This window comes from Phytoamicus setariae, assembly GCF_016722925.1.
In the GTDB taxonomy this organism is placed as follows: Bacteria; Pseudomonadota; Alphaproteobacteria; order Rhizobiales; family Rhizobiaceae; genus Rhizobium_E; species Rhizobium_E setariae.
The window spans coordinates 511,895-536,290 of the sequence record NZ_JAEQNC010000001.1; the positions used below are offsets into that span (position 1 = coordinate 511,895).

24 protein-coding genes and 1 tRNA gene are annotated in these 24,396 nt (G+C 60.3%); 16 read left to right on the plus strand and 9 right to left on the minus strand.

Annotation, left to right across the window (positions count from 1 at the left end; genetic code table 11):
* Positions 1–9 precede the first annotated feature (9 nt).
* Both JJB09_RS02405 and JJB09_RS02410 read right to left on the minus strand, forming a co-directional pair.
* Complete coding sequence (locus JJB09_RS02405; protein ID WP_201652483.1) at positions 10–777, minus strand: DsbA family protein; 768 nt, start codon at positions 775–777, stop codon at positions 10–12.
* 136 nt (positions 778–913) lie between these two features.
* Entirely contained in the window at positions 914–1,417 is a 504-nt protein-coding gene (locus tag JJB09_RS02410) for a DUF721 domain-containing protein (protein ID WP_201652486.1), read from the minus strand.
* Positions 1,418–1,487: 70 nt separating this feature from the next.
* Here JJB09_RS02410 and mutY point away from each other — a divergent pair, with 70 nt between their 5' ends.
* The 4 genes from mutY to ppdK all read left to right on the plus strand — a co-directional run bounded on the left by mutY (position 1,488) and on the right by ppdK (position 6,495).
* Positions 1,488–2,585: an A/G-specific adenine glycosylase gene (gene mutY / locus JJB09_RS02415; RefSeq protein ID WP_201652489.1), complete on the plus strand. Its 1,098-nt coding sequence runs from the start codon at positions 1,488–1,490 to the stop codon at positions 2,583–2,585.
* Between the two features lies 1 nt (position 2,586).
* Positions 2,587–3,198, plus strand: coding sequence for an HAD family hydrolase (locus JJB09_RS02420; RefSeq protein ID WP_201652492.1), 612 nt, complete (start codon positions 2,587–2,589; stop codon positions 3,196–3,198).
* Positions 3,198–3,563, plus strand: a complete 366-nt coding sequence (locus JJB09_RS02425; RefSeq protein ID WP_201652495.1) for a nuclear transport factor 2 family protein — start codon at positions 3,198–3,200, stop codon at positions 3,561–3,563. Before JJB09_RS02420 ends, JJB09_RS02425 begins: the two co-directional genes overlap by 1 nt.
* 259 nt (positions 3,564–3,822) lie before the next feature.
* Positions 3,823–6,495 (plus strand): pyruvate, phosphate dikinase, encoded by a 2,673-nt coding sequence (gene ppdK, locus JJB09_RS02430; protein ID WP_201652498.1) that lies wholly within the window; start codon positions 3,823–3,825, stop codon positions 6,493–6,495.
* 12 nt (positions 6,496–6,507) lie between these two features.
* Here the strand turns inward: ppdK and JJB09_RS02435 are convergent, their stop codons facing one another.
* Positions 6,508–7,425: a DMT family transporter gene (locus tag JJB09_RS02435; RefSeq protein ID WP_201652501.1), complete on the minus strand. Its 918-nt coding sequence runs from the start codon at positions 7,423–7,425 to the stop codon at positions 6,508–6,510.
* A 435-nt stretch (positions 7,426–7,860) separates the two neighbouring features.
* On the opposite strand from JJB09_RS02435, the gene JJB09_RS02440 reads away from it, so the two are divergent.
* The gene (locus JJB09_RS02440; protein ID WP_201652723.1) at positions 7,861–8,286 is read left to right on the plus strand and encodes a hypothetical protein; all 426 of its coding nucleotides are present in this window, start codon (positions 7,861–7,863) and stop codon (positions 8,284–8,286) included.
* Between the two features lie 21 nt (positions 8,287–8,307).
* Positions 8,308–8,883, plus strand: a complete 576-nt coding sequence (locus JJB09_RS02445; protein ID WP_201652504.1) for an OmpA family protein — start codon at positions 8,308–8,310, stop codon at positions 8,881–8,883.
* On the opposite strand, the gene JJB09_RS02450 is transcribed toward JJB09_RS02445, so the two are convergent.
* The 3 genes from JJB09_RS02450 to JJB09_RS02460 form a co-directional block, all read right to left on the minus strand.
* Entirely contained in the window at positions 8,861–9,529 is a 669-nt protein-coding gene (locus tag JJB09_RS02450; RefSeq protein ID WP_201652507.1) for a TetR/AcrR family transcriptional regulator, read from the minus strand. The genes JJB09_RS02445 and JJB09_RS02450 overlap by 23 nt on opposite strands.
* Positions 9,514–10,977 carry an amidase gene (locus tag JJB09_RS02455; protein ID WP_210341634.1) on the minus strand — a complete coding sequence of 488 codons (1,464 nt, stop codon included), beginning with the start codon at positions 10,975–10,977 and terminating at the stop codon, positions 9,514–9,516. The genes JJB09_RS02450 and JJB09_RS02455 overlap by 16 nt, the downstream gene beginning before the upstream one ends.
* Before the next feature lie 177 nt (positions 10,978–11,154).
* Entirely contained in the window at positions 11,155–11,553 is a 399-nt protein-coding gene (locus JJB09_RS02460; RefSeq protein ID WP_201652512.1) for a hypothetical protein, read from the minus strand.
* A 310-nt stretch (positions 11,554–11,863) separates the two neighbouring features.
* Between JJB09_RS02460 and JJB09_RS02465 the strand changes: the two genes are divergently transcribed.
* On the plus strand, positions 11,864–12,763 hold the full coding sequence (locus JJB09_RS02465; RefSeq protein WP_201652515.1) for a DUF1499 domain-containing protein: 900 nt from the start codon (positions 11,864–11,866) through the stop codon (positions 12,761–12,763).
* A gap of 89 nt (positions 12,764–12,852) precedes the next feature.
* Here JJB09_RS02465 and JJB09_RS02470 read toward each other — a convergent pair whose 3' ends face one another.
* Together JJB09_RS02470 and JJB09_RS02475 are read right to left on the minus strand one after the other, a co-directional pair.
* Positions 12,853–13,761, minus strand: a complete 909-nt coding sequence (locus JJB09_RS02470; RefSeq protein WP_201652518.1) for an MBL fold metallo-hydrolase — start codon at positions 13,759–13,761, stop codon at positions 12,853–12,855.
* Between the two features lie 2 nt (positions 13,762–13,763).
* Positions 13,764–14,060 (minus strand): cupin domain-containing protein, encoded by a 297-nt coding sequence (locus JJB09_RS02475; RefSeq protein ID WP_201652521.1) that lies wholly within the window; start codon positions 14,058–14,060, stop codon positions 13,764–13,766.
* 215 nt (positions 14,061–14,275) lie between these two features.
* Here JJB09_RS02475 and JJB09_RS02480 point away from each other — a divergent pair.
* The 4 genes from JJB09_RS02480 (at position 14,276) to JJB09_RS02495 (ending at position 18,544) form a co-directional block, all read left to right on the plus strand.
* Positions 14,276–14,350, plus strand: a tRNA-Gln gene (locus tag JJB09_RS02480).
* Between the two features lie 142 nt (positions 14,351–14,492).
* Positions 14,493–16,517, plus strand: coding sequence for a site-specific integrase (locus JJB09_RS02485; protein WP_201652524.1), 2,025 nt, complete (start codon positions 14,493–14,495; stop codon positions 16,515–16,517).
* Positions 16,518–16,587: 70 nt separating this feature from the next.
* On the plus strand, positions 16,588–16,878 hold the full coding sequence (locus tag JJB09_RS02490) for a helix-turn-helix domain-containing protein (protein WP_201652527.1): 291 nt from the start codon (positions 16,588–16,590) through the stop codon (positions 16,876–16,878).
* A 547-nt stretch (positions 16,879–17,425) separates the two neighbouring features.
* Entirely contained in the window at positions 17,426–18,544 is a 1,119-nt protein-coding gene (locus JJB09_RS02495) for a hypothetical protein (RefSeq protein WP_201652530.1), read from the plus strand.
* Positions 18,545–18,979: 435 nt separating this feature from the next.
* Here JJB09_RS02495 and JJB09_RS02500 read toward each other — a convergent pair whose 3' ends face one another.
* Positions 18,980–19,126 carry a hypothetical protein gene (locus tag JJB09_RS02500; protein ID WP_201652533.1) on the minus strand — a complete coding sequence of 49 codons (147 nt, stop codon included), beginning with the start codon at positions 19,124–19,126 and terminating at the stop codon, positions 18,980–18,982.
* A 23-nt stretch (positions 19,127–19,149) separates the two neighbouring features.
* Between JJB09_RS02500 and JJB09_RS02505 the strand changes: the two genes are divergently transcribed.
* The 5 genes from JJB09_RS02505 to JJB09_RS02525 all read left to right on the plus strand — a co-directional run bounded on the left by JJB09_RS02505 (position 19,150) and on the right by JJB09_RS02525 (position 24,064).
* On the plus strand, positions 19,150–20,022 hold the full coding sequence (locus tag JJB09_RS02505; RefSeq protein WP_201652536.1) for a hypothetical protein: 873 nt from the start codon (positions 19,150–19,152) through the stop codon (positions 20,020–20,022).
* Positions 20,023–20,102: 80 nt separating this feature from the next.
* Positions 20,103–20,507, plus strand: coding sequence for a hypothetical protein (locus JJB09_RS02510; RefSeq protein ID WP_201652539.1), 405 nt, complete (start codon positions 20,103–20,105; stop codon positions 20,505–20,507).
* Positions 20,508–20,510: 3 nt separating this feature from the next.
* Entirely contained in the window at positions 20,511–22,493 is a 1,983-nt protein-coding gene (locus JJB09_RS02515; RefSeq protein WP_201652542.1) for an ATP-binding protein, read from the plus strand.
* Entirely contained in the window at positions 22,484–23,257 is a 774-nt protein-coding gene (locus JJB09_RS02520; protein ID WP_201652545.1) for an ATP-dependent metallopeptidase FtsH/Yme1/Tma family protein, read from the plus strand. The genes JJB09_RS02515 and JJB09_RS02520 overlap by 10 nt, the downstream gene beginning before the upstream one ends.
* Before the next feature lie 492 nt (positions 23,258–23,749).
* Positions 23,750–24,064 carry a hypothetical protein gene (locus tag JJB09_RS02525; protein ID WP_201652548.1) on the plus strand — a complete coding sequence of 105 codons (315 nt, stop codon included), beginning with the start codon at positions 23,750–23,752 and terminating at the stop codon, positions 24,062–24,064.
* Positions 24,065–24,396: the final 332 nt, after the last annotated feature.

The window sequence follows — 24,396 nt, forward strand, 5'->3', positions numbered from 1 at the left end:
GGCAGGAATTTATTCGGCGGCGTCGATGAGAGCCGACATTTCCTCAATAGACATTTCCCCGGTATAGCGGCCGCCATTGATAAAGAACGTCGGAGTAGAATCCACACCGTATTCCTTGGCTGCCTTGTCCCGCACTGCATTCACATCATCCAGAAGCTTCTGGTTCGTCAAGCAGGCTTCGAAGCTCTCCTGTGTAAAACCGGCAAGCTTGGACATTTGCAGCAGTGCTGCGCGGCCATCTTCGGCAGTCGCCCAGGTCATCTGGCTCTTGAACAGCGCCGAGACCATCGGGAAATACTGTTCCTTGGGCGCGCAACGGGCCAGCATGATTGCGGCGGCGGCGCGATTGTCGAGCGGGAATTCGCGCAGGACGAACTTCACCTTGCCGCTGTCGACATACTTCGTCTTGATGGCTTCGAAGATGTCGTTATGGAACCGCGCGCAATGCGGGCATGTCATCGACATATATTCGACGATGGTCACCTTGGCGTCCGGGTTGCCGATCGAAATGTCCGGAAGCGCACCCGGCTCCATCAGCTTGGCGACATCGACGGTGCTTTCGGCTGTCGGCAGCTTGACGTTGGCGGAGGTCGCAGCCGTCTTGATCGTGTCGACCGGTTCCACAGCGGTGGATTTTGCGACCTCGGTCGCGGTCGTGTCGGTCTTCTTGGCTTCCTTGTCTGTGCCGTCGCTGCATGCGGTCAGCATCGCGCCGAGACCGGCAATGGCAACGGCGGCCAGCAGGCGCATTGAAAGGGTCGTCAAAGGGATCGGCATGGTTGCTCCTCGATAAGGCATATGAAATTTCGATATACTGCGCTGCCAAAGGCCGCAAGTGGGCGGGCAAGCGCATGTGTTCAAACAATTGTGACTGGCAAATGGCTGAGCTCGGAGAATAGCCGAAGGATTTCCATTATTTGCGGCTGCCGATGACGGCGCGGCCGAGGCGGTCCAGCGCGGCCTTCAGCTTGTCGTTCTCGATTTCCGTGGTCATTTCGCTGAGCCGGATCGCTTCGGTTTTCGACAGCGGTCGCAGCTTGCGTCGGTGTTTGTGCAGCGGAGCCACCGGCTTCTGGACGATTCGAATCTGGCGGATGGCGGGGTAACCGAAGAAACCGTTGATGCGCTGGATCAATTCGCCCTGCGCATGCGTGAGAAACAGCGCGCGCGCCCCTTCGCAGGCAATCGTCAGCACACCCGGTTCGACGCCCGCACTTTCGCTGGTCAGATCAGCATTGCGCCGCGGCCATGTGATCTTTTCCGGGCGGGTGCAATCGGCAAAATCCGCACCGGCAATCTCGTCCCACGAGCCGATCAAGGCCGTGTTGATACCCGCCTTGCGCGCCAGCACAGGGTCAATAAGCCGATTGGCGACTTCCGAAATCTGGAAGGCACCTTTTCTCTGGAAAGTTGACATGAGGCTTTCAGCACTGGGCGAACATTGTTACTGCTTGAACCATAACCTTGATCAGGCTTGCCAGCAACCGATGAAACTTTCCCCCTTACCGCATCCCGACGCTTCCGAACTCCTCGGCTGGTATGATCGCCATCATCGCGAGTTGCCGTGGCGCGTCAGTCCCGTCATGCGCCGGAATGGCAAAGTCGCCGATCCCTATCACATCTGGATGTCGGAGGTGATGCTGCAGCAGACCACCGTGCAGGCGGTGAAAGCCTATTTCGAGAAGTTCCTGTCCCTTTGGCCGACGGTTGGCGATCTGGCCAGCGCCGACACCGAGGACGTGATGAAGGCCTGGGCCGGACTGGGCTATTATGCCCGCGCCCGAAACCTGAAGAAATGCGCCGAGGCAGTGGTGGCGCTGCACGATGGCGCGTTTCCGCAAACGGTGGAGGGGCTGCGGAGGCTGCCCGGCATCGGCGATTATACGTCTGCGGCGATCGCGGCGATCGCCTACGATATCAGGGCGCTGGTCATGGACGGCAATGTCGAGCGTGTCGTCTCGCGCCTGTTTTCGGTCCGCGAAGCGCTGCCCGGTGCCAAGCCGATCCTGAAGGCGTATCTGGAGACACTGACGCCGGCGGAACGTCCCGGCGATTTTGCCCAGGCGATGATGGATCTCGGCGCCACGATCTGCACGCCGCGAAGGCCGGCCTGTTCGCTCTGTCCATGGCGGGAAAGTTGTGTCGCCCTGCACCAGGACGATCCGGAAAATTTCCCGGTCAAGGAGGCGAAGAAGGAAAAGCCGGTGCGGCAGGGGGCTGCCTTCGTCGCTGTCGATGAAGGCCAGCGCGTGCTGCTGCGCAAACGGCCCGATACCGGGCTACTCGGCGCGATGACCGAAGTGCCGACGACAGGCTGGACCGCCAGCCGGGACGGGGAGACGGGCATCAATGCCGCCCCTTTTGCCGGCGACTGGAAGCCCACGGGCGCCATCACCCACGTATTCACCCATTTCGAACTCAGGTTGAGCGTCTACCGTGCCGATGTAGAAAGCGCTGGTGCCAAGCCCAATAACGGCTGGTGGGAGCCCGTCGCAAATCTTGATGGCGAAGCACTGCCGACCGTCATGAAAAAAGCAATTGCCGCCGCTATTCCGCATGCATTTCAAAGAATCAAAAGGAAATAATATGTCCGTTGAGATCCGCCACATTGTCTTCGATATCGGCAAGGTGCTCATTCATTACGATCCCGATCTTCCCTACAAGCGGATCATCCCCGACGACGAGGAGCGCAAATGGTTCTTCGAGAACGTCTGCACGCACGACTGGAACGTCGAGCAGGATCGCGGCCGCACCTGGCTTGAGGCGGAGGCGCTGTTGCTGGAAAAATTCCCTGACCGGGAAGAGCATATTCGCGCATTCCGCAAGTATTGGCATGAAATGGTGCCGCATCCCTATGAGCGCAGCGTAGCTCACCTGGAGCGGCTGATCGCCGAGGGCAAGGATGTGACGCTGCTGACAAATTTTGCCGACGACACGTTCGATCAGGCGCTGGAGATCTTTCCATTTCTCGCCAAGCCGCGCGGGGTCACGGTTTCGGCGCGTGTCCGGCTGATCAAGCCGGATGCGGAGATCTACCGGACGCACACCGAGGCCTTCGACCTCGATCCCGCGCACACGCTGTTCATCGACGACAGCCTGCCGAATATCGAAGCCGCCCGCGCTTTCGGCTGGCAAGCGATCCACTATGTCGGCGCCGACCAGCTCGATTCTGACCTCAAGACCTATGGACTGGCATGATGACTGAAACATTCGACCCCGCAAAACACCTGACCATTTTCCACGACGCCATCAACGCCCTCGATTACCAGACGATCGAGCGCTATTTCGCCGACGATGCCATCTATGTCTCCGGTGGCGTTGGCGGCCGGATAGATGGCCGCGATGCGATCATGATCGCCTTCCGCAAGTATTTCGACGCCTATCCCGATCAGGTCGCCGAGGACACGCTGGTCGAAAATGTCGGCCCGCTTGCGGCGCGTTCCGTGTGGAAGTTGAATGCCATCGACAGCCGCACCGGCCAGCCGATGGTGCGCACCGGCGAGGAAACGCTGACCTTCAATGCAGAGGGCAAGATCATCCGCATCGATGTGACGGATTATTGAGCGCAAGGCTTCCCCTCCCCACAAGGGGGAGGGGCTCAGGCCACAGCTAATGCTTCCTGCTTCGGAGTTCCGCTGCGATGGGTGTTTCGCGTTAAGTCCTCCCCCTTGTGGGGAGGATTTAGGAGGGGTCTTTTCCAGCGCACGCCAACTTTCTTGCTGCGTTGCAACATTTTGTATTAGACACTGGTTTTCAAAGCCTTTGGAATAGGATAGCAGTGTTCGTGACAGTTTTTTGAATTCCGCCTGGGGAGGGCCGGAGTTGACCAAGTGGGTATACAGTTTCGGTGGTGGCAAAGCCGAAGGCCGCGCCGATATGGCCGAGCTTCTGGGTGGCAAGGGCGCCAATCTGGCGGAGATGAGTTTTCTCGGCCTGCCGGTGCCGCCGGGCCTGACCATCGTCTCCGACGCGTGTACACATTACTACCTCCACAACAGGAATTTTCCCGACGGGCTGAAGGCGGCCGTCGTCGAAGGTCTGCAGAAGCTGGAACAGTTGAGCGGCCGCAAATTTGGCGGCAAGGCCAATCCGCTGCTGCTTGCCGTGCGGTCGGGTTCGCGTGTGTCGATGCCGGGCATGATGGACACCGTGCTCAATCTCGGCCTCAACGATCAGACCGTTGCAGCGCTTGCCGACGACACCGGCGATCCACGTTTCGCCTGGGATTCCTATCGCCGCTTCATCGAAATGTATGGCGGCGTCGTCATGGGACTCGGCCACGATATCTTCGAGGAAATTCTTGAGGATGAGAAGGCGCGCCTCGGTCGCGAGCTTGATACCGATATGACCGGCGAGGAATGGCAGGGCGTTGTCGGCCGCTACAAGGAAATGCTGGAGGAGGAGGTCGGCCAGACGTTCCCCGAAGATCCGATGTCCCAGCTGTGGGGTGCGATCGGCGCGATCTTCGCAAGCTGGACCAATCCGCGTGCGCTCTCCTACCGGCTGATGCACAACATCCCCGCAGACTGGGGAACCGCGGTCAACATCCAGGTGATGGTGTTCGGCAACCTCGGCAATTCGTCGGCAACCGGCGTGGCGTTTACCCGCAATCCCTCGACCGGCGTGCGCGAGCTTTATGGCGAGTTCCTCGTCAACGCCCAGGGAGAGGATGTGGTCGCCGGCATCAGGACCCCGCAGAGCATCACCGAGCGCGCCCGCATCGAGACCGGATCGGACCGGCCGTCGATGGAAAAGCTGATGCCGGAAGCCTTCGAGGCGTTCCTGGCAGTCTGCAACCGGCTGGAAAACCACTATCGTGATATGCTTGATCTCGAATTCACCATCGAGCGCGGCAAGTTGTGGATGCTGCAGGCCCGGTCCGGCAAGCGCACGGCCAAGGCCGCAATGCGGGTCGCTGTCGATATGGTCGAGGAAGGACTGATCACCGCGGCCGATGCGGTGGACAGGATCGACCCGTCGAGCCTCGACCAACTGCTGCACCCGACCATCGATCCGAGCGCCCGGCGCGACGTGATCGGCACCGGTCTGCCGGCATCGCCCGGTGCGGCCTCAGGCGAGATCGTGTTTACCTCAGAAGGCGCGATTGCCGCCGAGAAGGAAGGCCGCAAGGTCATTCTCGTACGCACCGAGACCAGCCCCGAGGATATCCATGGCATGCAGGCGGCGCAGGGCATCCTGACCACCCGTGGCGGCATGACCAGCCACGCCGCCGTGGTGGCGCGCGGCATGGGCCTGCCCTGTGTTTGCGGTGTCGGCTCGCTGCGCGTCGACATGCGCAACCGCGAGCTTGTTGCCCAAGGCGTAAAACTCCGGGAAGGCGATATCATCTCCATCGACGGCTCCTCCGGCCATGTGCTGAAGGGTTTCCAGCCGATGCTGCAGCCGGAGCTGTCGGGCGATTTCGAGCGCATCATGGGCTGGGCCGACCGCATTCGCCGCATGAAGGTGCGCACCAATGCCGAAACGCCGTCGGATGCTCGCGCCGCACGCGCCTTCGGGGCGGAGGGAATCGGGCTCTGCCGCACCGAGCATATGTTCTTCGAGGGCGGCCGCATCAACGTCATGCGCGAAATGATCCTGGCCGAGTCCGTCGAGGAGCGGCGGTCGGCGCTCAACCTGCTGCTGCCGATGCAGCGCGAGGATTTCGTCGAGCTTTTCGAGATCATGCACGGCACCCCCATCACCATCCGCCTGCTCGATCCGCCGCTGCATGAATTCCTGCCGAAATCCGAGGAGGAAATAGAAGAGGTCGCGGGCCGCATCGGCATGGCCTCGAGCCACCTGCGCGAGCGCATCGATGCATTGCACGAATTCAACCCGATGCTCGGCCATCGCGGCTGCCGGCTGCACATTTCCCATCCCGAGATCGTCGAGATGCAGGCGCGCGCCATCTTCGAGGCCGCCGTCATCGCTGCCCGCAAGACGGGCGAGGCGGTCGAACCGGAGATCATGGTGCCGGTGGTGGGCCTGAAGGCCGAGCTCGACTACGTCAAGGCGCGCATCGACGAGGTCGCCCGCTCGGTGATCGAGGAATCCGGCATGACCATCCACTATCTCGTCGGCACGATGATCGAGCTGCCGCGCGCCGCCCTTCGCGCCCATGTGATCGCCGAAGTGGCGGAGTTCTTCTCCTACGGCACCAACGACCTGACGCAGACCACCTTCGGCATGTCGCGCGACGATGCCTCGGCATTCCTGCCGACCTACATGCAGAAGGGCATCATCGAACGCGACCCGTTCGTCAATCTCGATTTCGATGGCGTCGGCGAGCTCATCAAGATCGCCGCCGAGCGCGGCCGCCGCACCCGTCCGGGCCTCAAACTCGGCATCTGCGGCGAGCATGGCGGCGATCCAAGCTCAATCGCTTTCTGCGAGGAAGCCGGCCTCGACTACGTCTCCTGCTCGCCCTTCCGCGTGCCGATCGCCAAGCTGGCGGCAGCACAGGCGACGATCCGGAATGAGAGGAAGCGGTGAGGGGCCCTTGCCTTAATCCTTCGCCCTCGGTCGCGCGATCCATATCCCCGCGAGGATGACGGCGCCGCCGATGGCCTGCGTTACCGAAACCGGCTCGTTTTGCAAAACCCAGGCGAAGCCGGCTGCGGCGATCGCCTCGATAAATATGACGAGCGAGGAGAATATTGTCGGCAGCCGGCCGAGCGCGATCGACAGCAGGCCCTGTCCACCCGCATGGCTGACAAAGGCGAGCGCGAAGAGCACGCCCCAGCCGAGCGCCGTATGCGGCAGGATATCCCCTTCGATCACAAGAGCCGCCGCAAGAAGTATGACGACCGTTACAAGGCTCATCTCGAAGGTCACGCGTGCGGCGCTGGTTTCCTTGCGGGCCGCGCCGACGGCGAGGAAATAGAGGCCGAAGAATACGCCGGTGCCGATGCCGAGCGCATCGCCGATCGCGTGGGCGGGATTGAGCGACATGCTCTGGTAGACGAGTGCGCCACCGCCGACCAGGCAGAGGCCGAGCCCGGCAAGCGTGGACTTCTCCGCCTTCTGCCGGAGGACCAGCCAGCCGAAGATCACCACCCAGAGCGGTGCCATGGTGGCAAAGAAGGTGGCGTTGGCAATCGTGGTCTTCATGATGGCGAGATGCCAGAGCAGCAGGTCGCCCGCAAAGAACAGGCCTGACAAGAAGACGGGCAGCGACCAGCTTCTGGTCTTGCCAGTCGGTGCCCCTTCTTCGGCGCGCATCCACATCCACAGGATCGGCAGCGCCAGGAACACACGCCAGAATGCGCTAGACAGCGGCCCGACATCCGCAAACCGTACCAGGCTCGGTGAAATGCTCATCGCGAAAGCCGCCCCGATCAACGCGGCGATACCGGCCAGAAATTCGATGCGATCGTGCGCAGATTGGGTTTGGGAGGGGAGGGAGGGGCTGGTATCGGACATCAGGGACCTACGCTTTAGCTTGCGCGACTGGCTCTAACGCGATCCGAACCCACAATGCAAGGGTGCGCCATACGATCGGTGGCCAGTTATGGTCGATGAGCAGTCCTGCAATCCGATAAGCTGTTCGTGCTGGAAAACACAAACGCTTGCTGGATCGCTGCCTCGCCCCCGTCCAGGCTTCAAGCTGGCGGCGGCACAGGCAACGCTCCGGAACGAGAAGAACCGGAAAGCATCCCCTGCCTTTCACCATGCTGAAACTGCGTGCTCAACGGGCGCGTTTTCAATCATGTTGCGTGTTCGTTACCGTAACGTACTTGTATTTTCCACCGACGAGTGTGCTCCTTCCTGCCGGGCTGTCTGTCCGGCGCTGGCGCGTCGTCTTGTGAGGTCGCGGTGCCGGATCGGCTGGCCTTATCGTTTGGAGAGGGATTTCGAATGTCGAAGAAACCGAGTGCTTTCAGATGGGCCTTTCTGGCCGCCTGTCTGGCTTTGCCGGGTGCCAGCATCGCCGACACCATGAGCTACGCCGATGCCGTGACTGTTCTTGCCAAGGATTGCGGCGCCGACATCAAGAAGCATTGTCGCGGCCTCAACCTGGGGAACGGGGCGATTCAGAACTGCCTTGAGCAGAAGGCGGCAAAGGTGTCGCCAACCTGCAACTCAACGCTTTCAAGCGTGTTGGCGTCGATCCAGCTGCGACAGACAGCCCAGATGTCTTACGCGAAGGTCTGCAGGCACGCCATCGGTCAGCGTTGCCGGGGCATGCGAGGAGATGGAAACATCCTTGGCTGCCTTATCAAGGCAACAAAGCACATAAGCGACGACTGCAATCAGACCATCACAGATGCAGGATGGCGGTGAACCATGGGCGGGATCGAGAACATGAAGAAAAGCACTCGGGGGTTACGCACACTGCTGGCACTGGCCATCCTTGCCGTTCCGGGCTTTGTCTCGGCGCAGGAAATCACCCATCGGCAAATGGTCACGACGCTCGGGCGGGTCGAGGGCGCAGCCCCCGTTATCGATGTGGCGTTGCTCGCTCAACAGGCATCGGACAATGTCGGAAAGGGTGTCTCCACGCTGCCGGACTGGAGCAGGCTGGCCAAGCTCTCGCAGTTGATCCTCGAGATCAATTTCGAAAACAACTCGATAGCAATCGAGCCAAATTCATACCGGGCGGTCGGGTTGATTGCCGATGCGATGCATCATCCCAACCTGTTTCGCTACAAGTTCCTGATCATCGGCCATACCAGTTCCACCGGCGACGCCAGGCACAATCTCAAGCTCAGCCAGCAGCGCGCCGATGCGATCAGGGTGGCGCTGGCGACGACATTCGCGGTTTCGCCAGATCGGCTTTTCGCCATCGGGGTCGGTGAGGAATGGCCGATCGATGCGGCACAACCCACCGCGGCGGTCAACAGGCGAGTCCAACTGATCAATCTGGGGCTCGTGAAGTAGTCGAGCTGATTGGAGGACCGGGTTGCGGTGCGCTCTGTAAAGTCAGCAGCGCCTGCAATCCGGCCAGTTGATAGCGCCAGAAATGGGCGAAGGCCTGCTGGATAGCGGCTGGTTTATCGTACTCGGTCAGGATGTCCGCGAGCATGTCGACAGTGCGGACAAAAAGCTTGTGCAGCACGAAAGCAAGTTCCGGGGACAGCGCTTGCTCGCCCCGGGTCCTGCTGATGTAGTCGGCGGCGAGTCGTTCCATTTCGCGCGCAATGAGATCTCGGAAGTGGGTAAAGCGGGTGCCTTCGGCGCCACGCAGCAGCACCAGGGTAACGTGGCGGTGTTCGACCCAGAACGACAGCAGCGCGCGAGCGTGGTCAGATCCCGCCGCATCCGCGCTTGTCCAGCTGTCCAGCTGTCCCAGCTCGCGAATGCGCGTGCGCAGCAGCTTCAAGAGCTGTCCGGCCAGTGCAGGGGTCACGATCTCGTCGAACAGTGCCTCCTTGTTGGCGAAATACTTGTAGATGTTGCTGGTGCTGGTTTCGGCGCGCTCGGCCACATCGGAGAGCTTGGCGATGGCATAGCCCTGGTCGGCGAAAATGGCGGCTGCTGCTGCGACGATGCGCTCGCGCACCTCCTGCTTCAGTCGTTGAGGCAAAGCAGCGTCTCCGTCAGGTCCGCCAGCCGATGTCGCCAGGGGGCTGCCATTTCCAGTTGGAATGCCAGCGAAAACAACAGCGCATCTTCGTCCCTCGCAGCCGCAAAGTGGCAACCGATGGGAAGCCCCTCGGCAGTCCAGTATAGGGGAACGGACATGGCTGGCCAGCCGGCGAGGGAGGCGACGACCGTGTAGCCCGCCAACTGTTGGGTGAACGCATTGGCTGCGTCGGCGTCTTCGTTCGGACCATGCATGCCGAGGGGGCAGGGGCCGAACGGCACAGTGGGGCTGAGAAGCACGTCATAGCCGGACATGGCCCGGTCGGCGGCGATTTCCGCAGCGGCAAACGCGCCCATCATCTCCGGCCAGTCGGCGGGCGAAAGCGTCTGCGCGCGCCGGACGATCTCGCTTGTATAGGGTTCGAGCAGCGAGGGATCGTAGGCTTGCCCCATCACCTGCTTGACGTGTTCCAGAATGCCTCCGATGGCAATTCCGGACAGGGCGAAGAAGGCCTTGCCGGTTGCCTCGGCGTCGATAGCCGGGCCTGCGATCTCGACCACGTCGTGGCCGAGTTGTTCGCACAATCGCATTGCGGTTTCGAATGCGCAGAGGGCGTCTTTTGAGGGCGGTCGTCCGAAACAATCGTTTCGGTAGGCACCGATGCGCAGTCGTTTGGGCGCCGTGCCGGCAAGTGCCGTCGCCGTTGGTAGAGGCGCATTGACGCCGGGTTGCTCCGTTGCCAAAAGCCAGTTTGCGCTGTCGCGCACCGAGCGGCTGACACAATGGTCACTGATCAGCCGCGCCGTCGGCATTTCGGCGGGAATACCCGAAAGGACCGTTCGCCCCCTGCTGGGCTTGAAACCGAACAGGCCGGCGAATGACGCTGGTCCGCGGATCGAGCCGCCGCCATCCGATGCGTGAGCGACTGGCACCATGCCCGAAGCCACGGCCGCGACAGCACCTCCGGAGGAGCCGCCGGGCGAGAGCGAAAGGTTCCACGGATTACGGGTTGCGCCGTTTACCAGGGTCTCGGTCGTTCCGAGCAATCCGAACTCGGATGTGGCGCTCTTGCCGAGAACAATGAGACCGGCAGCGTCCAGTGCTTCCGTGTATTGCGAGCCGGCTGGCGAGACCTGCCCATGGAACATCCGCGTGCCGAAGCCTGCTGCATGCCCCGGATAGGCCGTCAGGTCCTTGATCAAAGTAGGCACGCCGGCAAAAACGCCGTCTCGCGACGTATTGCGGGCACGCTCCCGCGCGAGGGCAAAATTCTCGGAAACCAGCGCGTTGATGCGCGGCTCCAGCTTTTCTATCCGCCGGATTGCGGCATCGACCAATTCCAGGGCGCTGACGTCTCCGCGGCGCACGAGCATTGCCTGCTCGGTGGCATCCATTTGCGCAAACGCATCGTGATCAACTGCCACCGCAGTCCGGGCTGACGTCGTCATCGCATTTCCTCCAATCGCGCTGAATAGAGAATTGTATATTCTCTATTCAGAGTCAAGACCACGATGGCGAATGTCGGGATGAGCATCCCGGCGGTTACAAGTCGTCATAAAGGGAGTGACGGGAGGGCCGCAGGTCCCACCGTCAAGATTAGAAGCGGAGGAGCTGGGCTGGCGAGCTCAATGCTGGCCGATCTTCTCCAGCACATCGACGAACGAATTTGCAAAATTGATGAGATGTTCGGCCTGGCCGTCAGCACCTTCCACCTTGGTTTCCGTACCGTCGTCGGACAGGAAAACGAAAGCCAGCCTTGGTTCGTCGACGCCGGCATAGGCAAGGCGCACAGCTGCGACGCGGCCCTTGCTGTCGGGGTCGGTGCCATGAGGCAGGTCGAACAGGAACTCGCCATCGAGCGGCAGGATCGCAGCGCGCACTGCGTCGGAAAAGACAGGATGGCTGTCCAGCAGCAATTCCAGGCTGAGCCCCACCTCGATGAACTCTACCGGTGCGGTATCGCCCTTCGTCTTGGAAGGCTTGGTGTGCCTGGCCTTTTCAACATGCTTTTCGGGTGCCCGCATAATCCTGTTCTCCAGTTCGTGCCCCCACTGGGGTAAGTGTAGGGTAAACCTAGGCAAATCTATGGCGAGCGGTGTCGCGCGATTGCGTTCCGGTGCTTGGGCCCGGCCCATGCGCGGCTCATGCAGCCCAGCGCATTCGGTGCGCCCGGAAAACGACGGGCGCGTGTGCTCGATGTTGCAGCCTCAACCGAGCTGCTTCGATGGTTGACACATTGTGGTTTTCCCACTCTTTTCGACCAAGGCCATTGCCCGCAACCGCCAGTCGGCGTATCCAAAAATGGTTTGCAAGTAGCCCTGTTCTGAGGTGCGAATGACGGTCCGCTATGAACGCCCTATTTCCCGTTCGGCTTATTTCGCACGCCGTCTGGCACTTCTCGCTTTCGCGATGTTCGTCCTGGGATGGGGCCTGCATCGTTTTGGGCCGCTGGAAACGCCCTCTTTCCTTGCCATCGCACTGGTTGCCGCGGGTCTCGCCGTTGTGGCGTTCTATCTGGCAATCGTCGGGCTGGCCATGTTGTGGAGAAAGGGCGCCAAGGGCGGCAAGGCAGCCGGGCAAGCGTTGTTGCTGGTCATCCTGCCGTTGGTTCCACTGGCGTTTGCAGCATCGAACTATGTGAACCTGCCGCCGATCTACGACATTAGCAGCGATCTCGCCGATCCTCCGCAATGGATCGAGGAGGTGAAGGCCGATCAGTCCTGGCTGGGCGAGCGCAAGCCGGAGACGGCAAAGGAACGTCAGGCGGAACAGAATGCCTATCGGACGATTTCCGGCCGGCGTTACGACGGTGCGCTCGATCGTGTCTACACCGCTGCCCTGAAAGTAGCTGACGCTATGGGCATTACCGTCACCGAACAACGCGGCGGGCCGGAGACTGCGCCTGCCGAGGCGCGGGTCGACAGCAAGAAAGCCGCCGATGAAGCCGTGCCGGATGCGCCCGAGAACGTCCCTGTTCCACTGCCACGCCCGGAATACGAAATGGGACAGCCCGTCACGGTTGGCGACGCCTTCATACAGGGCGTACATCGCTCACTGGTCTTCGGCTTCCGGCAGGACGTGGTGATCCGGATGCGGGAAGAGGCGGAAACCACACTCGTCGATATCCGTGTCGCATCGCGTTACGGGCAGCACGATCTTGGCAGCGGCGCGGCCTTCATCGAGAAGTACCTCCGGGCGCTGGATGCGGAATTGCTGGGCATCGCCGGGGACTGAGGCCAAACTTCGCCGGATGTGCGCGGTGTGAACGACGTCGCCGCGGCCGCAACGTCGTATATTCACAAACCGCGATCCCCTGAATCGCCTCAGGCCGGCTCGTAGATGCCGGCTAGCAGCGGCGGACCATCGGTGGTCACCGCGCCACGCCCCACCAGATCCTCGATATGTGCAAGCACCGAAAGCGCCGCTGCCCCATGCAGCCGCGGGTCTGTCTCGCGATAGATCACCTTGACCATGTCGGGTATCCGCCGGTCGCCGGCGCGGATGCGCTCCAGGATCGCCCGCTCGCGCATCCGGCGATGGGTGCGGATGCCGCGCATGAACGCCGGGGGATCCATCACCGGCCCGCCGTGGCCGGGAAAGAAAATGCGGTCGTCGCGCGCCAGCAGCACGTCGAGCGAAGCCATGTAATCGCTCATCGAGCCATCGGGCGGTGCGACGATCGAGGTCGCCCAGGCCATCACGTGGTCGGCGGAAAACACCACGCCGTCGTCATCGAGCGCGAAGGCGGCATGATTGGCGGCATGGCCGGGCGTCAACAGCGCTGTCAGGTTCCAGCCGTCGCCTTCCACTTTTTGCCCGTGCGCCAGCGCGATGTCGGGCATGAATTCGGTGTCGGAGCTTTCGGCGAACGGGTTGGTCTCGCCGTTGTGCAGTGGTCGCGCCGCCCGATGCGGCCCCTCGGCGACGATGATCGCGCCGGTCTCGGCTTTCAGGCGCCGGGCCAGTGGCGAGTGGTCGCGATGGGTATGGCTGACGGCGATATGGGTCAGTTCGCGACCCTTGAGCGCGGCCATCAGCGCCCGGAAATGGTCATCGTTTTCCGGCCCGGGATCGATCACGCAGACCGAGCGATTGCCGACAATGTAGGAATTGGTGCCGTAGAAGGTGAAGGCGGACGGGTTGTTGACAGTCAGCCGCTCGACCCCGGGCGCAACAGGGACGGCCTCGCCATAGGATGGCGAGAACTCCCTGTTGAAATCGGCATCGGCCATGTTCACTTGTACTCGATCTCGATGAAGGACATCAATTCTTCGCCACGATTGACGACATTGTGCGTCATGCCCGCTTCGCGCCGGTAGGCGGCGCCGCGCGCGATATCGACCTCGCGATTGCCAGCATCTTCCTCGATCAGCATTTTGCAATCGGTCATCGGTACGACGACATAGCCCCAGCCATGGGTGTGCACGCCGGTATCGGCGCCGGGCGAAAAATCCCAGCGCGTGATGCGCACCATGGCGTCATCAAGCAGCACGGTCGGTTCGGCGGGCGGACGGGCTTTGAATCCAGGCATATGTTTCTCCTCATGCGTTGGCCAGACCTTAGAAAAGTCTGCCGCCGCGTCCAGTCAAAACTTGAAATCGGTTGGACAATTCAGGTGAAGGATCGCCGCGCTGAAATGATCTTGCGGTTTTTTCGTTATGGGCGTTGCCCCGCCGGATACCTTTTGCTATGAGCGCTTCGCAATCCCACGCCGGAACCTCTCCACCGCATCCGGCAATCAGGCATTGGGGCGTCGCCAAGCGGTAAGGCACCGGTTTTTGGTACCGGCATTCCCAGGTTCGAATCCTGGCGCCCCAGCCATGACTTCTCTTTCAAGTCAAAAACGTCGAGATTTCCAGCATGTTCATTTTAGCTGGGAATCCCAAGTCAGACATTGTCTGACTCGACTGTCTGACCTGAAAAGGCTGCTCATCTTGATTGCCCTCACAGAAAGGGATCGAAAATGGGTGCAGTTCAATACGTCTTCAAACGCGGCGCAGTCTATTGGTGGCGCCGTCGTTTACCGAATGGAACCGAGTTTCGTGCTTTGGTGTCCACGGAAATCAGTTTGAACACGAAAAATTTGGACGAGGCAAAGCGGATCGCAGCGGAGCTGACGGTCACGAGCGAGAAGATAATACCTCTCCTGAGAGACAAGATGATATCGGAAGACCACGCAAGGCAGATACTCAAGAAGGTTGCGCTCGCCCACAGTGCCAAGCTCGACGCAGTCGCCGCCAACGAGATTGCCTATGGCGCTGACGTTGAGTCGTCACGAAGAGCGGATGTAGCCAGTGGATGGGCATACCGTCTGTTTGCGGCGCATGGCAAGAACGCCAATGTAGGAGAGCATGAGCTCCGTGCCATGCGGTCGAGCGGGCTTGACGACGATACCATATCTCAAGTCCAACAAACGATAGTGACACTCCGGCGTAAGGGTGCATTTTCTCCTGCGCCGGATAAAATCCTGACCCTGATGGAGGAGTTCGGGATCACTCCGACCAACGGTCATTTTCAGCACGCGCAGCAGCTTTACCTTCGTGGTATGGCGGCCGCGTTGATTGACACGGAGAGGCGTTGGACAGGGGTTCGGTTTGACGATGACGCTTTGCTACAGCAGGCTTATCTCGATCGAGCATCGTCTCCCGTGCCGTCTAATTCGAAGTCCACGAAGCAGCCGGTTGGTCTGCTGTCAGCCTCCCCCAATGAGTTGCCTGCCCCGCAACCAATCATGGATATGTCGGACCGGGTCGACGTGAAGATGACGCTGGATCAGGTGAAGACTTTCGATGACGATATCGAGGAAGAGGACGATGATGCAGTCGACGAGGATTTCCGCAGCCTCGTTGAGATTGTCGCCGAAGCGGCAGAAATCAATCTCGTCATGAAGGAATGGCGCAAGGACACATTCGATCAACATAATTCATTGGCAAGGCTGTTTGTACGTTTCGTCGGCCACGGCAATCCTCGTAAAATGCGTCAGACACACATCGCTCAATTTCGGGCGGCGCTGGTCAAATTCCCAAAGAACTACGGCAAGTCGCCAAAGGATTTTGCGCGAACTATTCCCGAAATCCTCGCTCGGGCGGCCGAGATGCCGAAAGAGAAGGTCGGATTGTCTGCTTCAACAATGAACCGCCATATGACGCAGATGGGCAACATTGTGAAAATCTGCGAGGCAGCGGGATACCCATTTGCCGACTTTGAAGGCGTAGAACGTCTGAGAACCCGGAAGAGGGGAAGCGCACGCAAGGAGCGTCCGGCTTTCGAAACGGCGGAGCTTCAAACGCTGTGCAGTCTTCCAATCTGGCACGGCTGCAAAAATGAGGAAAAGCGTTTGCTGGCCGGCAATCTTGTCATTCACGACGCGACCTATTGGGGGCCGCTCTTGGCCATGTACACGGGAAGCCGCAGAGAAGAATTCTGCGGCCTTCTGTTGTCGGAAGTTGAGACTTTCGAGGGTGTCCACTGCTTACGTTTGGAGAATAGCGCAATCCGTGACTTGAAGACCGAAGAGTCGCAGCGGCGCGTCCCGTTGCATACTGAACTCATCCGCTTGGGCTTCCTGGACTACGTGGAGGCTCTTCGCTCCGCTGGCCACATCTATCTGTTTCCCGAGTTGAAGGCCGCGGCCGAAGGTACGCCAATGGGGGATGTCTTCAGCGACGAGTGGGAGAAGATGCGCTCGGCAGCACTTCCCAATGCCAAGGCCGAAGGAAAGGTCCTGCATTCGATCCGCCACTGGTGCAACAATGCGATGAAGCAGGCGGGCGTGTCATTGGAAGTCAGAAGGGATATCATTGGTCATAGCAATGGTGACGACGTCAATGCTGGGCGCTATTCTGACCCCGCGTCATTGGAGTTGATGGCGTTGTCGTTGACGACATTGCCAACTCCAACCTCTCACCTGACCCCTTTTCCGGTCCGTCTATCCGAAGCAGTGACCAATCACATTCCAAGGCAATCCAGGAAACGAAAAGGCAGCTGATCGCGACACTGATTTCCCGATCGGGAAGTTTTGGTTGTTGGGTCACAAAACTTCCCGTACGGTAAGCGCTATGATCAAGTCGGCGGTTCAATTCGGCGCGCGGGTACGCGCGAAACGACGGGCATTGGGCTGGACGCAGGCCCAACTCGCCGAGCGATGTGGCACGGCCGAAAGGTTCATCGTCGAACTCGAAGGCGGCAAGCCGACCTGTCAGCTCGAACAATCGATCGTTGCAGCAAGAGTGGTCGGCATTGCACTCGGCGATACCAAGACCGCCCTATCCCCAATGATGGTGGCGAGGATGATTTTCCTGGGCACCCCCAGGATACTAATCGCGTTGCATGTTTACCCATTGGCTTGAGGCGCTCTGATCTGCGAAGCCACAACCGGTATCCAAAACGTGACTAAGGGACAGTCTGGTTTGAAGCAGAAATCATTTCCGTCATTATGGAAGTCACTGTGTGAAAGCGGCAATCGTTTGGACGGTGCCCGCAGGCTGACGTCGAGCATGCGGTCTCGGAGTGCAACGGCGCCGCACGCAAGTGCCTGATCGACCCGCTGCGGCGCAGTTCTTGATCGAAATTGTCGTTCGGTTAGCTGCCAAGCCAAGCTGAACCATCATTGACCAGAATCCTGGATGCACCCAGGTGCGGAAGCAAAAAAAGCGTCATCTTCAATTTTAAGTTAAATTAGCAAACATATAATTCCGCATACGAAACGAATATTTCTTTTACGCCATCCTGCTGAACATTCCCCCAAGAGAATCAGGGACTGACCTTCTGAAAATGAATTATATATAGAATATTCAGTATGTTGATATATGTCGGTTGTAACGCTCATGCGCCAGTTATGTCATTATTGTCTCACGGTTGATCGAGGTGATCACTGATGGAACAAGGAGTTTCCGAGTGCAGAAGAACACGCATAAGACGCAGGCGGCAGCCGCAACGACAGCCGAGTTGAAGGCATCGACAGCCGTAAGGGTGCCGAAGGCCCTCGAGGTCGAGCCTCCGCTGACACCGGAGCAGGAGCAGACGCTTGCGCACTGCGCCGAACGCATCAGGGCGCTCGGGCGCAAGTCTACGGAACAGACCTTTGAATATGGCGAGGAGCTTGCGATGGTGCAGGCCATTCTGCCGGACAAGAAGTTCGGCCATTGGCTGAAGACCAATGCCGGCATCAGCACCAAGGCCGCCAAAAACTATACCCGCGTCCATAAGGAGCTGTCGGGCTACCGGGAACGGCTGGAAAAGTCAGCCGTCGCCTCGACTGCCATGTTCGCGCTCCTGGGAGCCGACGATCAGGCGATCGAGGGCGTGCTCGATACCATCGAGACCGGTGAGCGGCTGACAGTGGCAAAGATCAAGACGATGGTCGGGGCAGAGACCAAGGCGGAAGCGCCTGCGGTCAATGTGCTTGACATGCCGGGTCGCGCCGGGTGCGTGAAGATCGCCGAGCAGCGGATGAAAGCCAATATCGGGCTGTTCTCCGATCTGCTTGCGAAGATTTTGGTCGCGGTCGAAGAAGCCGTCGCCAAGTACGACAGCGGCGAGCGTGTCACCAAGAGCGGGCTTGCCGAGGCGATCGAATTTGATGCTCGACATGCGAGCGATCTCTTCGGGCTCACCTTGGCCCCCCTCTATATGGACGCGGAACACCCCCGCGTGAACTGGAGCTCATCGCGCTATGGTCAGAGCTCGACATGGGGGCGCCTGCAGGCGGCACTGCATCAACTTGGAGGCTCTGGTGTTTGGCCGACCAATGCGGCGTTCAAGACCTGGATTGTCGATGAAGTGTATCCGCTTCTCAAGTTCGCGGTTCGCGGCGAACCAGTCGCAGGTGGGATGCCGATCGATGGCGAGGCGGTGGATACTGCCGCGGAAGCCGCGGCGATCCATGCCGCCGAACGGCAAGCCCTTGATATGAGCCGTGTCAGGATCGATCCGCCTGAGCCGCAGCCTGGCAATGTTGTCGAACTTCCCCAGCGGCAACAGGTCAGGATGGTGGCCGAAGCTCTGGAGGCCTGACTGGTTCAGGCACCTCACGGCGAACGCCGTATGTCACTCTCGATCAACGTCTTTGACCCCGCCTCGTGCGGGGTTTTTTGTTGCCGACGCGTCTGCCGTTAACCATGCCGGCGTTCTTGTTCCGGATACGTTCCTTTTGCAATTGCAACCTTGCCGCGTGTAAGCTATTTGATCATCACCGGAAGGCGATCGAAGCCGGACGGACGAAGCGGCCTCCGCCGGTGCTACCAACACCAGACGGAGGCCTGACCCGCAATCCTTCTTCTGAAAGGACCCAGGCTATGACGAGCCATAACTTCTCCTCTTCCCACCCGGAAGAGTATTCCCGTCTTTCTCCCCGGAAAACGTCCGATCGGTTCCGCTGCGATCCGGCAGGCTTCGGCGCAGCCGCGACCTGCGGCCATCCCGCTTGCCGTCTTGCAGCGCTCCATGCCGCTACCGCCTTGCCGCACCCGGCAGGCTGACCAGCAACCGTTCGCGCCAGTCGGCTTCGATCGTCGGATCAAGTTGCCCGATGGCAGCCGAAGCGGAATTCACTTCCGCGCTTCCGAGCGATCGTCCGCCGTGCAGAGCGCGGGACATCAAGGCGTTTCAAAGGAACCACCATGACCAAAAAAACCAAATGCGCATTTGGCGCCACGGCCCCGATCGACCTGAAGACGGTCAAGGCTCACCTCGACCAGCTTATCGATCACGCATTTGCCACCGCCCTGCCGATTGCCCGGATCGCCGAGCTGATGCGCGGTGACCCGCGTGACTATGCGCGCCTCGGCAATCTGCCGCCCGTCGCCGAAGGCCAGTTGCTGGAGCAGGCGATCACCGTTCTCGCGTCCGCCAATCCGGATGTCAGCGTGTTTGCCGATTGCCGGCTGCCGCTTGATCCGGATTTTGTCGAAAGGATCAGAACGATGCCGACTGAGCTCATCGGCAAGCTCAAGGCTGCGGCAAGCGGACAGACCCGGCATCACTATCGGCCCGATCTTCTGGTCATCAACGGCGAGAAGGGGACCGCGCATCTCATCGACATCAAGCGCAGCCTCGATTCCTATGACGCGGTCCGGATTGCGCACCTCCGGCGCCGCATGCTGGCGGCCGGGATCAGCCTTCCTGATCTGCTCGGTCAGGCCGGATCACAGGTGGTGCTCCGAGATATCCGCATCGCCGTTGTCAACATCGAAGGTGTCAGGCCGGACATCGACCGAGGCATCTGGTCGCTTGCGGAACTCGACCACCTGATCGGCGTGCCAGATGCAGCGGTGATGATCGTAGCGATACGGAAGACTTTTGCGCGGCGCGTCGCCGCGCAGTTCGCGGCAGCAAGGCAGGTGCTGATCGAAGATGCAGTCCGTGAGCGCGTCGCCGCACTACGCCGGCACAGCGGGACGACTGGTGGGGGTGCCTGCGGTCAACGACGCAGCCGTCCCGGCGAAATCACCATCGGGTTTGCCCGCCTTCCCGATGACGGCAGTTCGCGCTGACCTGGCATGCCGACCAGCTTCTCCATCCCACGATTTGTTGCGCAGCCGGTCGAGTAGCTCCCGGCATGCCAGGAGGCATCATGCCCAGAATCATCCAGCTCCATCCCTCAGCCCCAACGCGCAAACACCTGGCGCCAGCCGAAACGCGGCATTCCCGCAACGATCAGCGCGAAGCCATCGGCGTGGAAAACAATGCCGTCGCAATCGCGATGGCGATCGCCGGCGGTGCAAGGACAGAGGAAGGGGAACCGATCCTCGCGATCGAAAAGATCGTCGCCATCATCCTGCGTAGCTGCAAGCGCCTCGGCCGCCGGCCGTCGAGGATTCCTGCGTTGATCTCTGCCGATCTCGATCGGCATTGCAAGCAGGGCGATCCCACCGCGAGGATGCTGCGCGACTGGATCGACTGCAAATCGGGCTTTGAAGTTGCAGTCCCCGAAACCGATCGTCGCGCCATCAGTGCGTTTGCCGATGGGGAGGGCTGATTAATGACCACGATCACCGACCGTCTCACCCGCTATCTGCTTGCCCGCCTTCGCCGGCAGGCGATCCATGATCTCTATGAATGTGCCGCCGAGGCCGGTTTGCTTGAAAGCACCAACCGCGACAACCAGTCCGGTCTGATCTGGTCTCTGTCATCGACAACGCCAATCACGCTCTTGGGCGACGACATCGCCGATCGTGAACAGATTGCCCGGCTCCTTCGAGCGCCACGATCAACCCGGTCGCCCGCTGATGGGGAGATCAGCTTTGACGACGACCAACCGCGCTCGATGCCGAAGCGCCGTCGCGAACAGGAGGAGTGGGCTCGTGTATCACAGACAAGCAGGAGCACGCGCAAGCCGCCGCGGGAACCAGTCTCGACCGAACACGCTCTCCGTGCTGCTGCGACGGACAGAATGTGCGATCCCGGTCGCCATCGTGTTCTGCGGACACTGCGTTCCATGGTTCCGCCGCTGAACGTTGGCGATGTTGCGGCAGCACTGCTGCTGGCACGCGCCGTAGGCGAAAGTGTCGGCAGTCTGGAACAGCTATTCCAGACATTGCGGCAGCCGGATGCCATGGTCGTTGTCCGGGTGCCGATCGACGGGTTCGAGCAGCGCTTCGGCACCATGCTTGAAGCCGGGCTGATCTTGGGTTCGACGATGCCGCAAGCCGACGGCTTTGGCCACTATGCTCTGTCTGGAAGTTATCGTGATGTGCCTGCGAAATTGCCAAGGATGATCACCTTCGGTGGTCTCTCGCTGCGGCAGAAGAGTGAGCCTGTCGTACGCACAGCGCTTGCCAGGGCACGTTCATTCGCCGATGCACCGATCGTCGTTGCCGATGAAGGTGCTGGCAAACTTCCCGTGAGGATCACCGCTGCGGCCGATCTGGTCATCACGCTTGAGCATGTCGACCGGACTCTGATCGCCGAACTGCTGCAACTCTCCGCCGGCATTGCGCCGAAGGCAGCGTTTGCAGCAATGGCGCGCGTCGGCCTCGATCCGCGTGGTCTCGGTCTCGACGACCTGATGCTGGCAATCCGTCCCGGCCGCAGCGTCGATCGCATCGTCGACATCCTCAAGGCTATCGGCAAGGGTGGTGCGCGCGACACGGAGGACGAGGAAGAGGAGGTGAAGGAAACGAAGCCGGGCAAGGACAAGACTGGCAAGAATACCGCGAAGTCCGAGGTGCGGTTCGATGTGATGCCGCCAGAAGTGAACGCCGGGTCACCCAAGCCGGAACAGGGCGTGATCGTTCAGCGTGCGCCCGTGCTTGTCGAGACACTCAACGGCTATGGCGCGGCCGCGACTTGGGCACTCGATCTCAAGGCCGATCTCGCTCTCTGGCGCCAGGGTCAGCTCGACTGGTCGGAATTGAGTACAAGGCTGCTTCTCTCCGGGCCACCCGGCACAGGCAAGACCACGTTTGCCAAGGCGCTTCGCAATACACTCGGTGTGCCGTTGATCGCTACGTCGGTCGCCCATTGGCTCGAGCCTGGATATCTCGGAGACGTTCTCAAGGCGATGACCGCGGCGTTCGAGACCGCAAAGTCACATTCACCCTGTATCCTGTTCGTCGACGAGCTCGACAACATCGGTAGCCGCGGACGTTCAAGCCAGCACTCCGACTATTGGGATTCGCTCATCAACCGGATGCTTGAACTGCTCGATGGCTCCAACCGCCACGACGGCGTTGTCGTGGTCGGTGCGACCAATCACCCCGATCGCATCGACAGCGCGCTGCTGCGATCTGGTCGTCTTGAGAAGCATGTCGTCATTAGTCCTCCAGATACCGATGCATTGGTCGGTATCCTTGTCCATCATCTTGGCGGCGACCTCGATCATGTTTTGGCGAGCCGTCCGTCGCTGGAAGCCGCCGCGTTGGAAGCGATCGACTCCATTCATGCGGAACCGGATGCCGATCCAGCCGATGGCACCCGGTCAATCGGAGAAGCTCTGACCAAAGGAGAACGGGCATGCCAGTAACACCCCAAGATCGCCTGGATCATGCACAGGCTCTTCGCCCTCTGGCTCTGCTCGCCACAGGCTCGACGGGCGCCGACATCGAGCGGCTTGTCCGCGAAGCGCGGGCCAGGGCACGCCGCGAGCGGCGGTCGCTGACCTGGCAGGATATCGAACGGTCCATGACGGCCTCTGCACGACCGCCGCATGCGACGCTTGATTGGCAGATCGCTGTCCACGAGCTTGGCCATGCAGTTGTCTGTACCGTCCTTGGCATTGGCACCGTGTCGACGATCCGCATCGGTGGCCGCGGTGGACAGGTCGATACTGACCTCGACGTGACCGAGCTTCAGGACGAAGACGGTCTGATGAAACTTATCGCGGCGACGCTGGCCGGACGCGCCGCGGAGAAAATCGTGTTGGGAAAAGTCGGTATTGGGGCAGGCGGAACGGTCGACAGCGATCTGGCTCGCGCGACCCAGCTGGCGCTCGAAGCCGAAACATCGCTTGGACTGGGCGAGGAGATGCCGCTCCTTTATCGACCGCCGTCGAATGGTTCGGACATGCTGAACTATGACCCGAACCTCGCCCGTCGCGTCAACCGAAGGCTCGAGGCGGCCGAACAGATTGCACTCGGCATTCTCGAACGACACCGGGATATCATCCTGTCGTTCGCCAAGCGGCTTTGCGGTTGCCGCGTGATGGAAGGAATTGAAGTCCTTGAGGTGATTGTAGGTAGCGACGATGGTTCGACGGCGTCTGAAACTGCGATTCAGAAGTCTGAATGATCGTGTCGGCATTGCGGGCATTGGATTCTGATTTGCGATAATTCGATTCCGAACGGCCAACCCGCGATGCCAAAGCTGAAATCGGCGATTCCTTTGACGTTCACTCCGATTCCAGAAGCGCGTGGATCGATTCCAGAATCCGAAAGCGCGATTCCTGACGGGAAACTGGCGATCTTTGCGCGGTGCCGTCGGATGACGCGCCTGGAAGACCACAAGCGGGTGCTTGCGGATCGGTGCGAGACGCGGGGTGAGGCGTTCCAGGTCGGGATGCCTCTCCCGCACACCAGCGCGATCCGAGACAAGTTTCCGGCACATCGTCCTAAGTCATCTCAATTTACGCTGATGCGATTCCGAAATCTGAATTTGCGATTCAGGATGGCGTTTCCGCGGTTGCGAGGTTCGGAGTCGGGATTCTTCTGAAAACGCCGTTTGTCGCTTGCGGCCGGCCGATGCAGGCTTTGAGTAGCCAAGGCCGAGCACAGGAGGAACCCCATGGCCCGGAAATCTCGCAAGCAACGCAACGCCGAACAGCGCGAACGATCTGACAGAAACCGGACTGAGAATAAGGAGCGCGGCAGGCCGTCACGTGACGACATCGCTCGTGTTCTTCTTTGGCAGACGATCCATGGCTTCCAGACGAGATATCAATACCCGCGTGCGGCATTGGACACTCTTCGCAACCAGATTGTCGATGTACTGCAAGTGCAGGGCTTCGATGGCCGGGAATCTGAGGAGGTGTTCGAGGACCTCGTCGTCCGTTATGCCAAGGGAATAATGCCGTTCAGGATCAAACGGCATCTAGGATAGGTGGATTGCTGTCGGATACAAGGATTCGTGCTTCTGGTCTGGTTCAGGCGCTGATGCCGAATGACTGTAGGATCAATCTACCCAGTATCCGTGCCCATCGTGCAAACGATGTTTAATCATTCGTAAGGTATCTCCCCCCATTACTTCTGAAAACGGTGTTTGCCGAGGAATCGCGGATTACTGATGAAAAAGCGGAAATGATTTCCGCGTTCGCCGCATCATCCGGCTTGATGGCAGATGGAGAAGATAGCGAGCTTTCGGGCATCGCCGATGCCTCGTCTCCTGCGGAATGCAGCATTCGACGCCCCGGCGCCAATGACCGCATTTGGCCC

Excerpts from the sequence above, each read along its gene's own strand:
- JJB09_RS02455 (WP_210341634.1), bottom strand. The coding sequence starts at position 10,977 with ATGACGACGTCAGCCCGGACTGCGGTGGCAGTTGATCACGATGCGTTT.
- JJB09_RS02470 (WP_201652518.1), bottom strand. The coding sequence starts at position 13,761 with ATGGCCGATGCCGATTTCAACAGGGAGTTCTCGCCATCCTATGGCGAG.
- JJB09_RS02490 (WP_201652527.1), top strand. The coding sequence starts at position 16,588 with ATGATCAAGTCGGCGGTTCAATTCGGCGCGCGGGTACGCGCGAAACGA.
- JJB09_RS02440 (WP_201652723.1), top strand. The coding sequence starts at position 7,861 with ATGTCGAAGAAACCGAGTGCTTTCAGATGGGCCTTTCTGGCCGCCTGT.
- mutY (WP_201652489.1), top strand. The coding sequence starts at position 1,488 with ATGAAACTTTCCCCCTTACCGCATCCCGACGCTTCCGAACTCCTCGGC.
- JJB09_RS02465 (WP_201652515.1), top strand. The coding sequence starts at position 11,864 with ATGACGGTCCGCTATGAACGCCCTATTTCCCGTTCGGCTTATTTCGCA.
- JJB09_RS02510 (WP_201652539.1), top strand. The coding sequence starts at position 20,103 with ATGCCCAGAATCATCCAGCTCCATCCCTCAGCCCCAACGCGCAAACAC.
- JJB09_RS02435 (WP_201652501.1), bottom strand. The coding sequence starts at position 7,425 with ATGTCCGATACCAGCCCCTCCCTCCCCTCCCAAACCCAATCTGCGCAC.
- JJB09_RS02425 (WP_201652495.1), top strand. The coding sequence starts at position 3,198 with ATGACTGAAACATTCGACCCCGCAAAACACCTGACCATTTTCCACGAC.
- JJB09_RS02410 (WP_201652486.1), bottom strand. The coding sequence starts at position 1,417 with ATGTCAACTTTCCAGAGAAAAGGTGCCTTCCAGATTTCGGAAGTCGCC.
- JJB09_RS02405 (WP_201652483.1), bottom strand. The coding sequence starts at position 777 with ATGCCGATCCCTTTGACGACCCTTTCAATGCGCCTGCTGGCCGCCGTT.
- JJB09_RS02500 (WP_201652533.1), bottom strand. The coding sequence starts at position 19,126 with ATGTCCCGCGCTCTGCACGGCGGACGATCGCTCGGAAGCGCGGAAGTG.
- JJB09_RS02485 (WP_201652524.1), top strand. The coding sequence starts at position 14,493 with ATGGGTGCAGTTCAATACGTCTTCAAACGCGGCGCAGTCTATTGGTGG.
- JJB09_RS02460 (WP_201652512.1), bottom strand. The coding sequence starts at position 11,553 with ATGCGGGCACCCGAAAAGCATGTTGAAAAGGCCAGGCACACCAAGCCT.
- JJB09_RS02445 (WP_201652504.1), top strand. The coding sequence starts at position 8,308 with ATGAAGAAAAGCACTCGGGGGTTACGCACACTGCTGGCACTGGCCATC.
- JJB09_RS02420 (WP_201652492.1), top strand. The coding sequence starts at position 2,587 with ATGTCCGTTGAGATCCGCCACATTGTCTTCGATATCGGCAAGGTGCTC.
- JJB09_RS02525 (WP_201652548.1), top strand. The coding sequence starts at position 23,750 with ATGGCCCGGAAATCTCGCAAGCAACGCAACGCCGAACAGCGCGAACGA.
- JJB09_RS02520 (WP_201652545.1), top strand. The coding sequence starts at position 22,484 with ATGCCAGTAACACCCCAAGATCGCCTGGATCATGCACAGGCTCTTCGC.
- JJB09_RS02505 (WP_201652536.1), top strand. The coding sequence starts at position 19,150 with ATGACCAAAAAAACCAAATGCGCATTTGGCGCCACGGCCCCGATCGAC.
- JJB09_RS02515 (WP_201652542.1), top strand. The coding sequence starts at position 20,511 with ATGACCACGATCACCGACCGTCTCACCCGCTATCTGCTTGCCCGCCTT.
- JJB09_RS02475 (WP_201652521.1), bottom strand. The coding sequence starts at position 14,060 with ATGCCTGGATTCAAAGCCCGTCCGCCCGCCGAACCGACCGTGCTGCTT.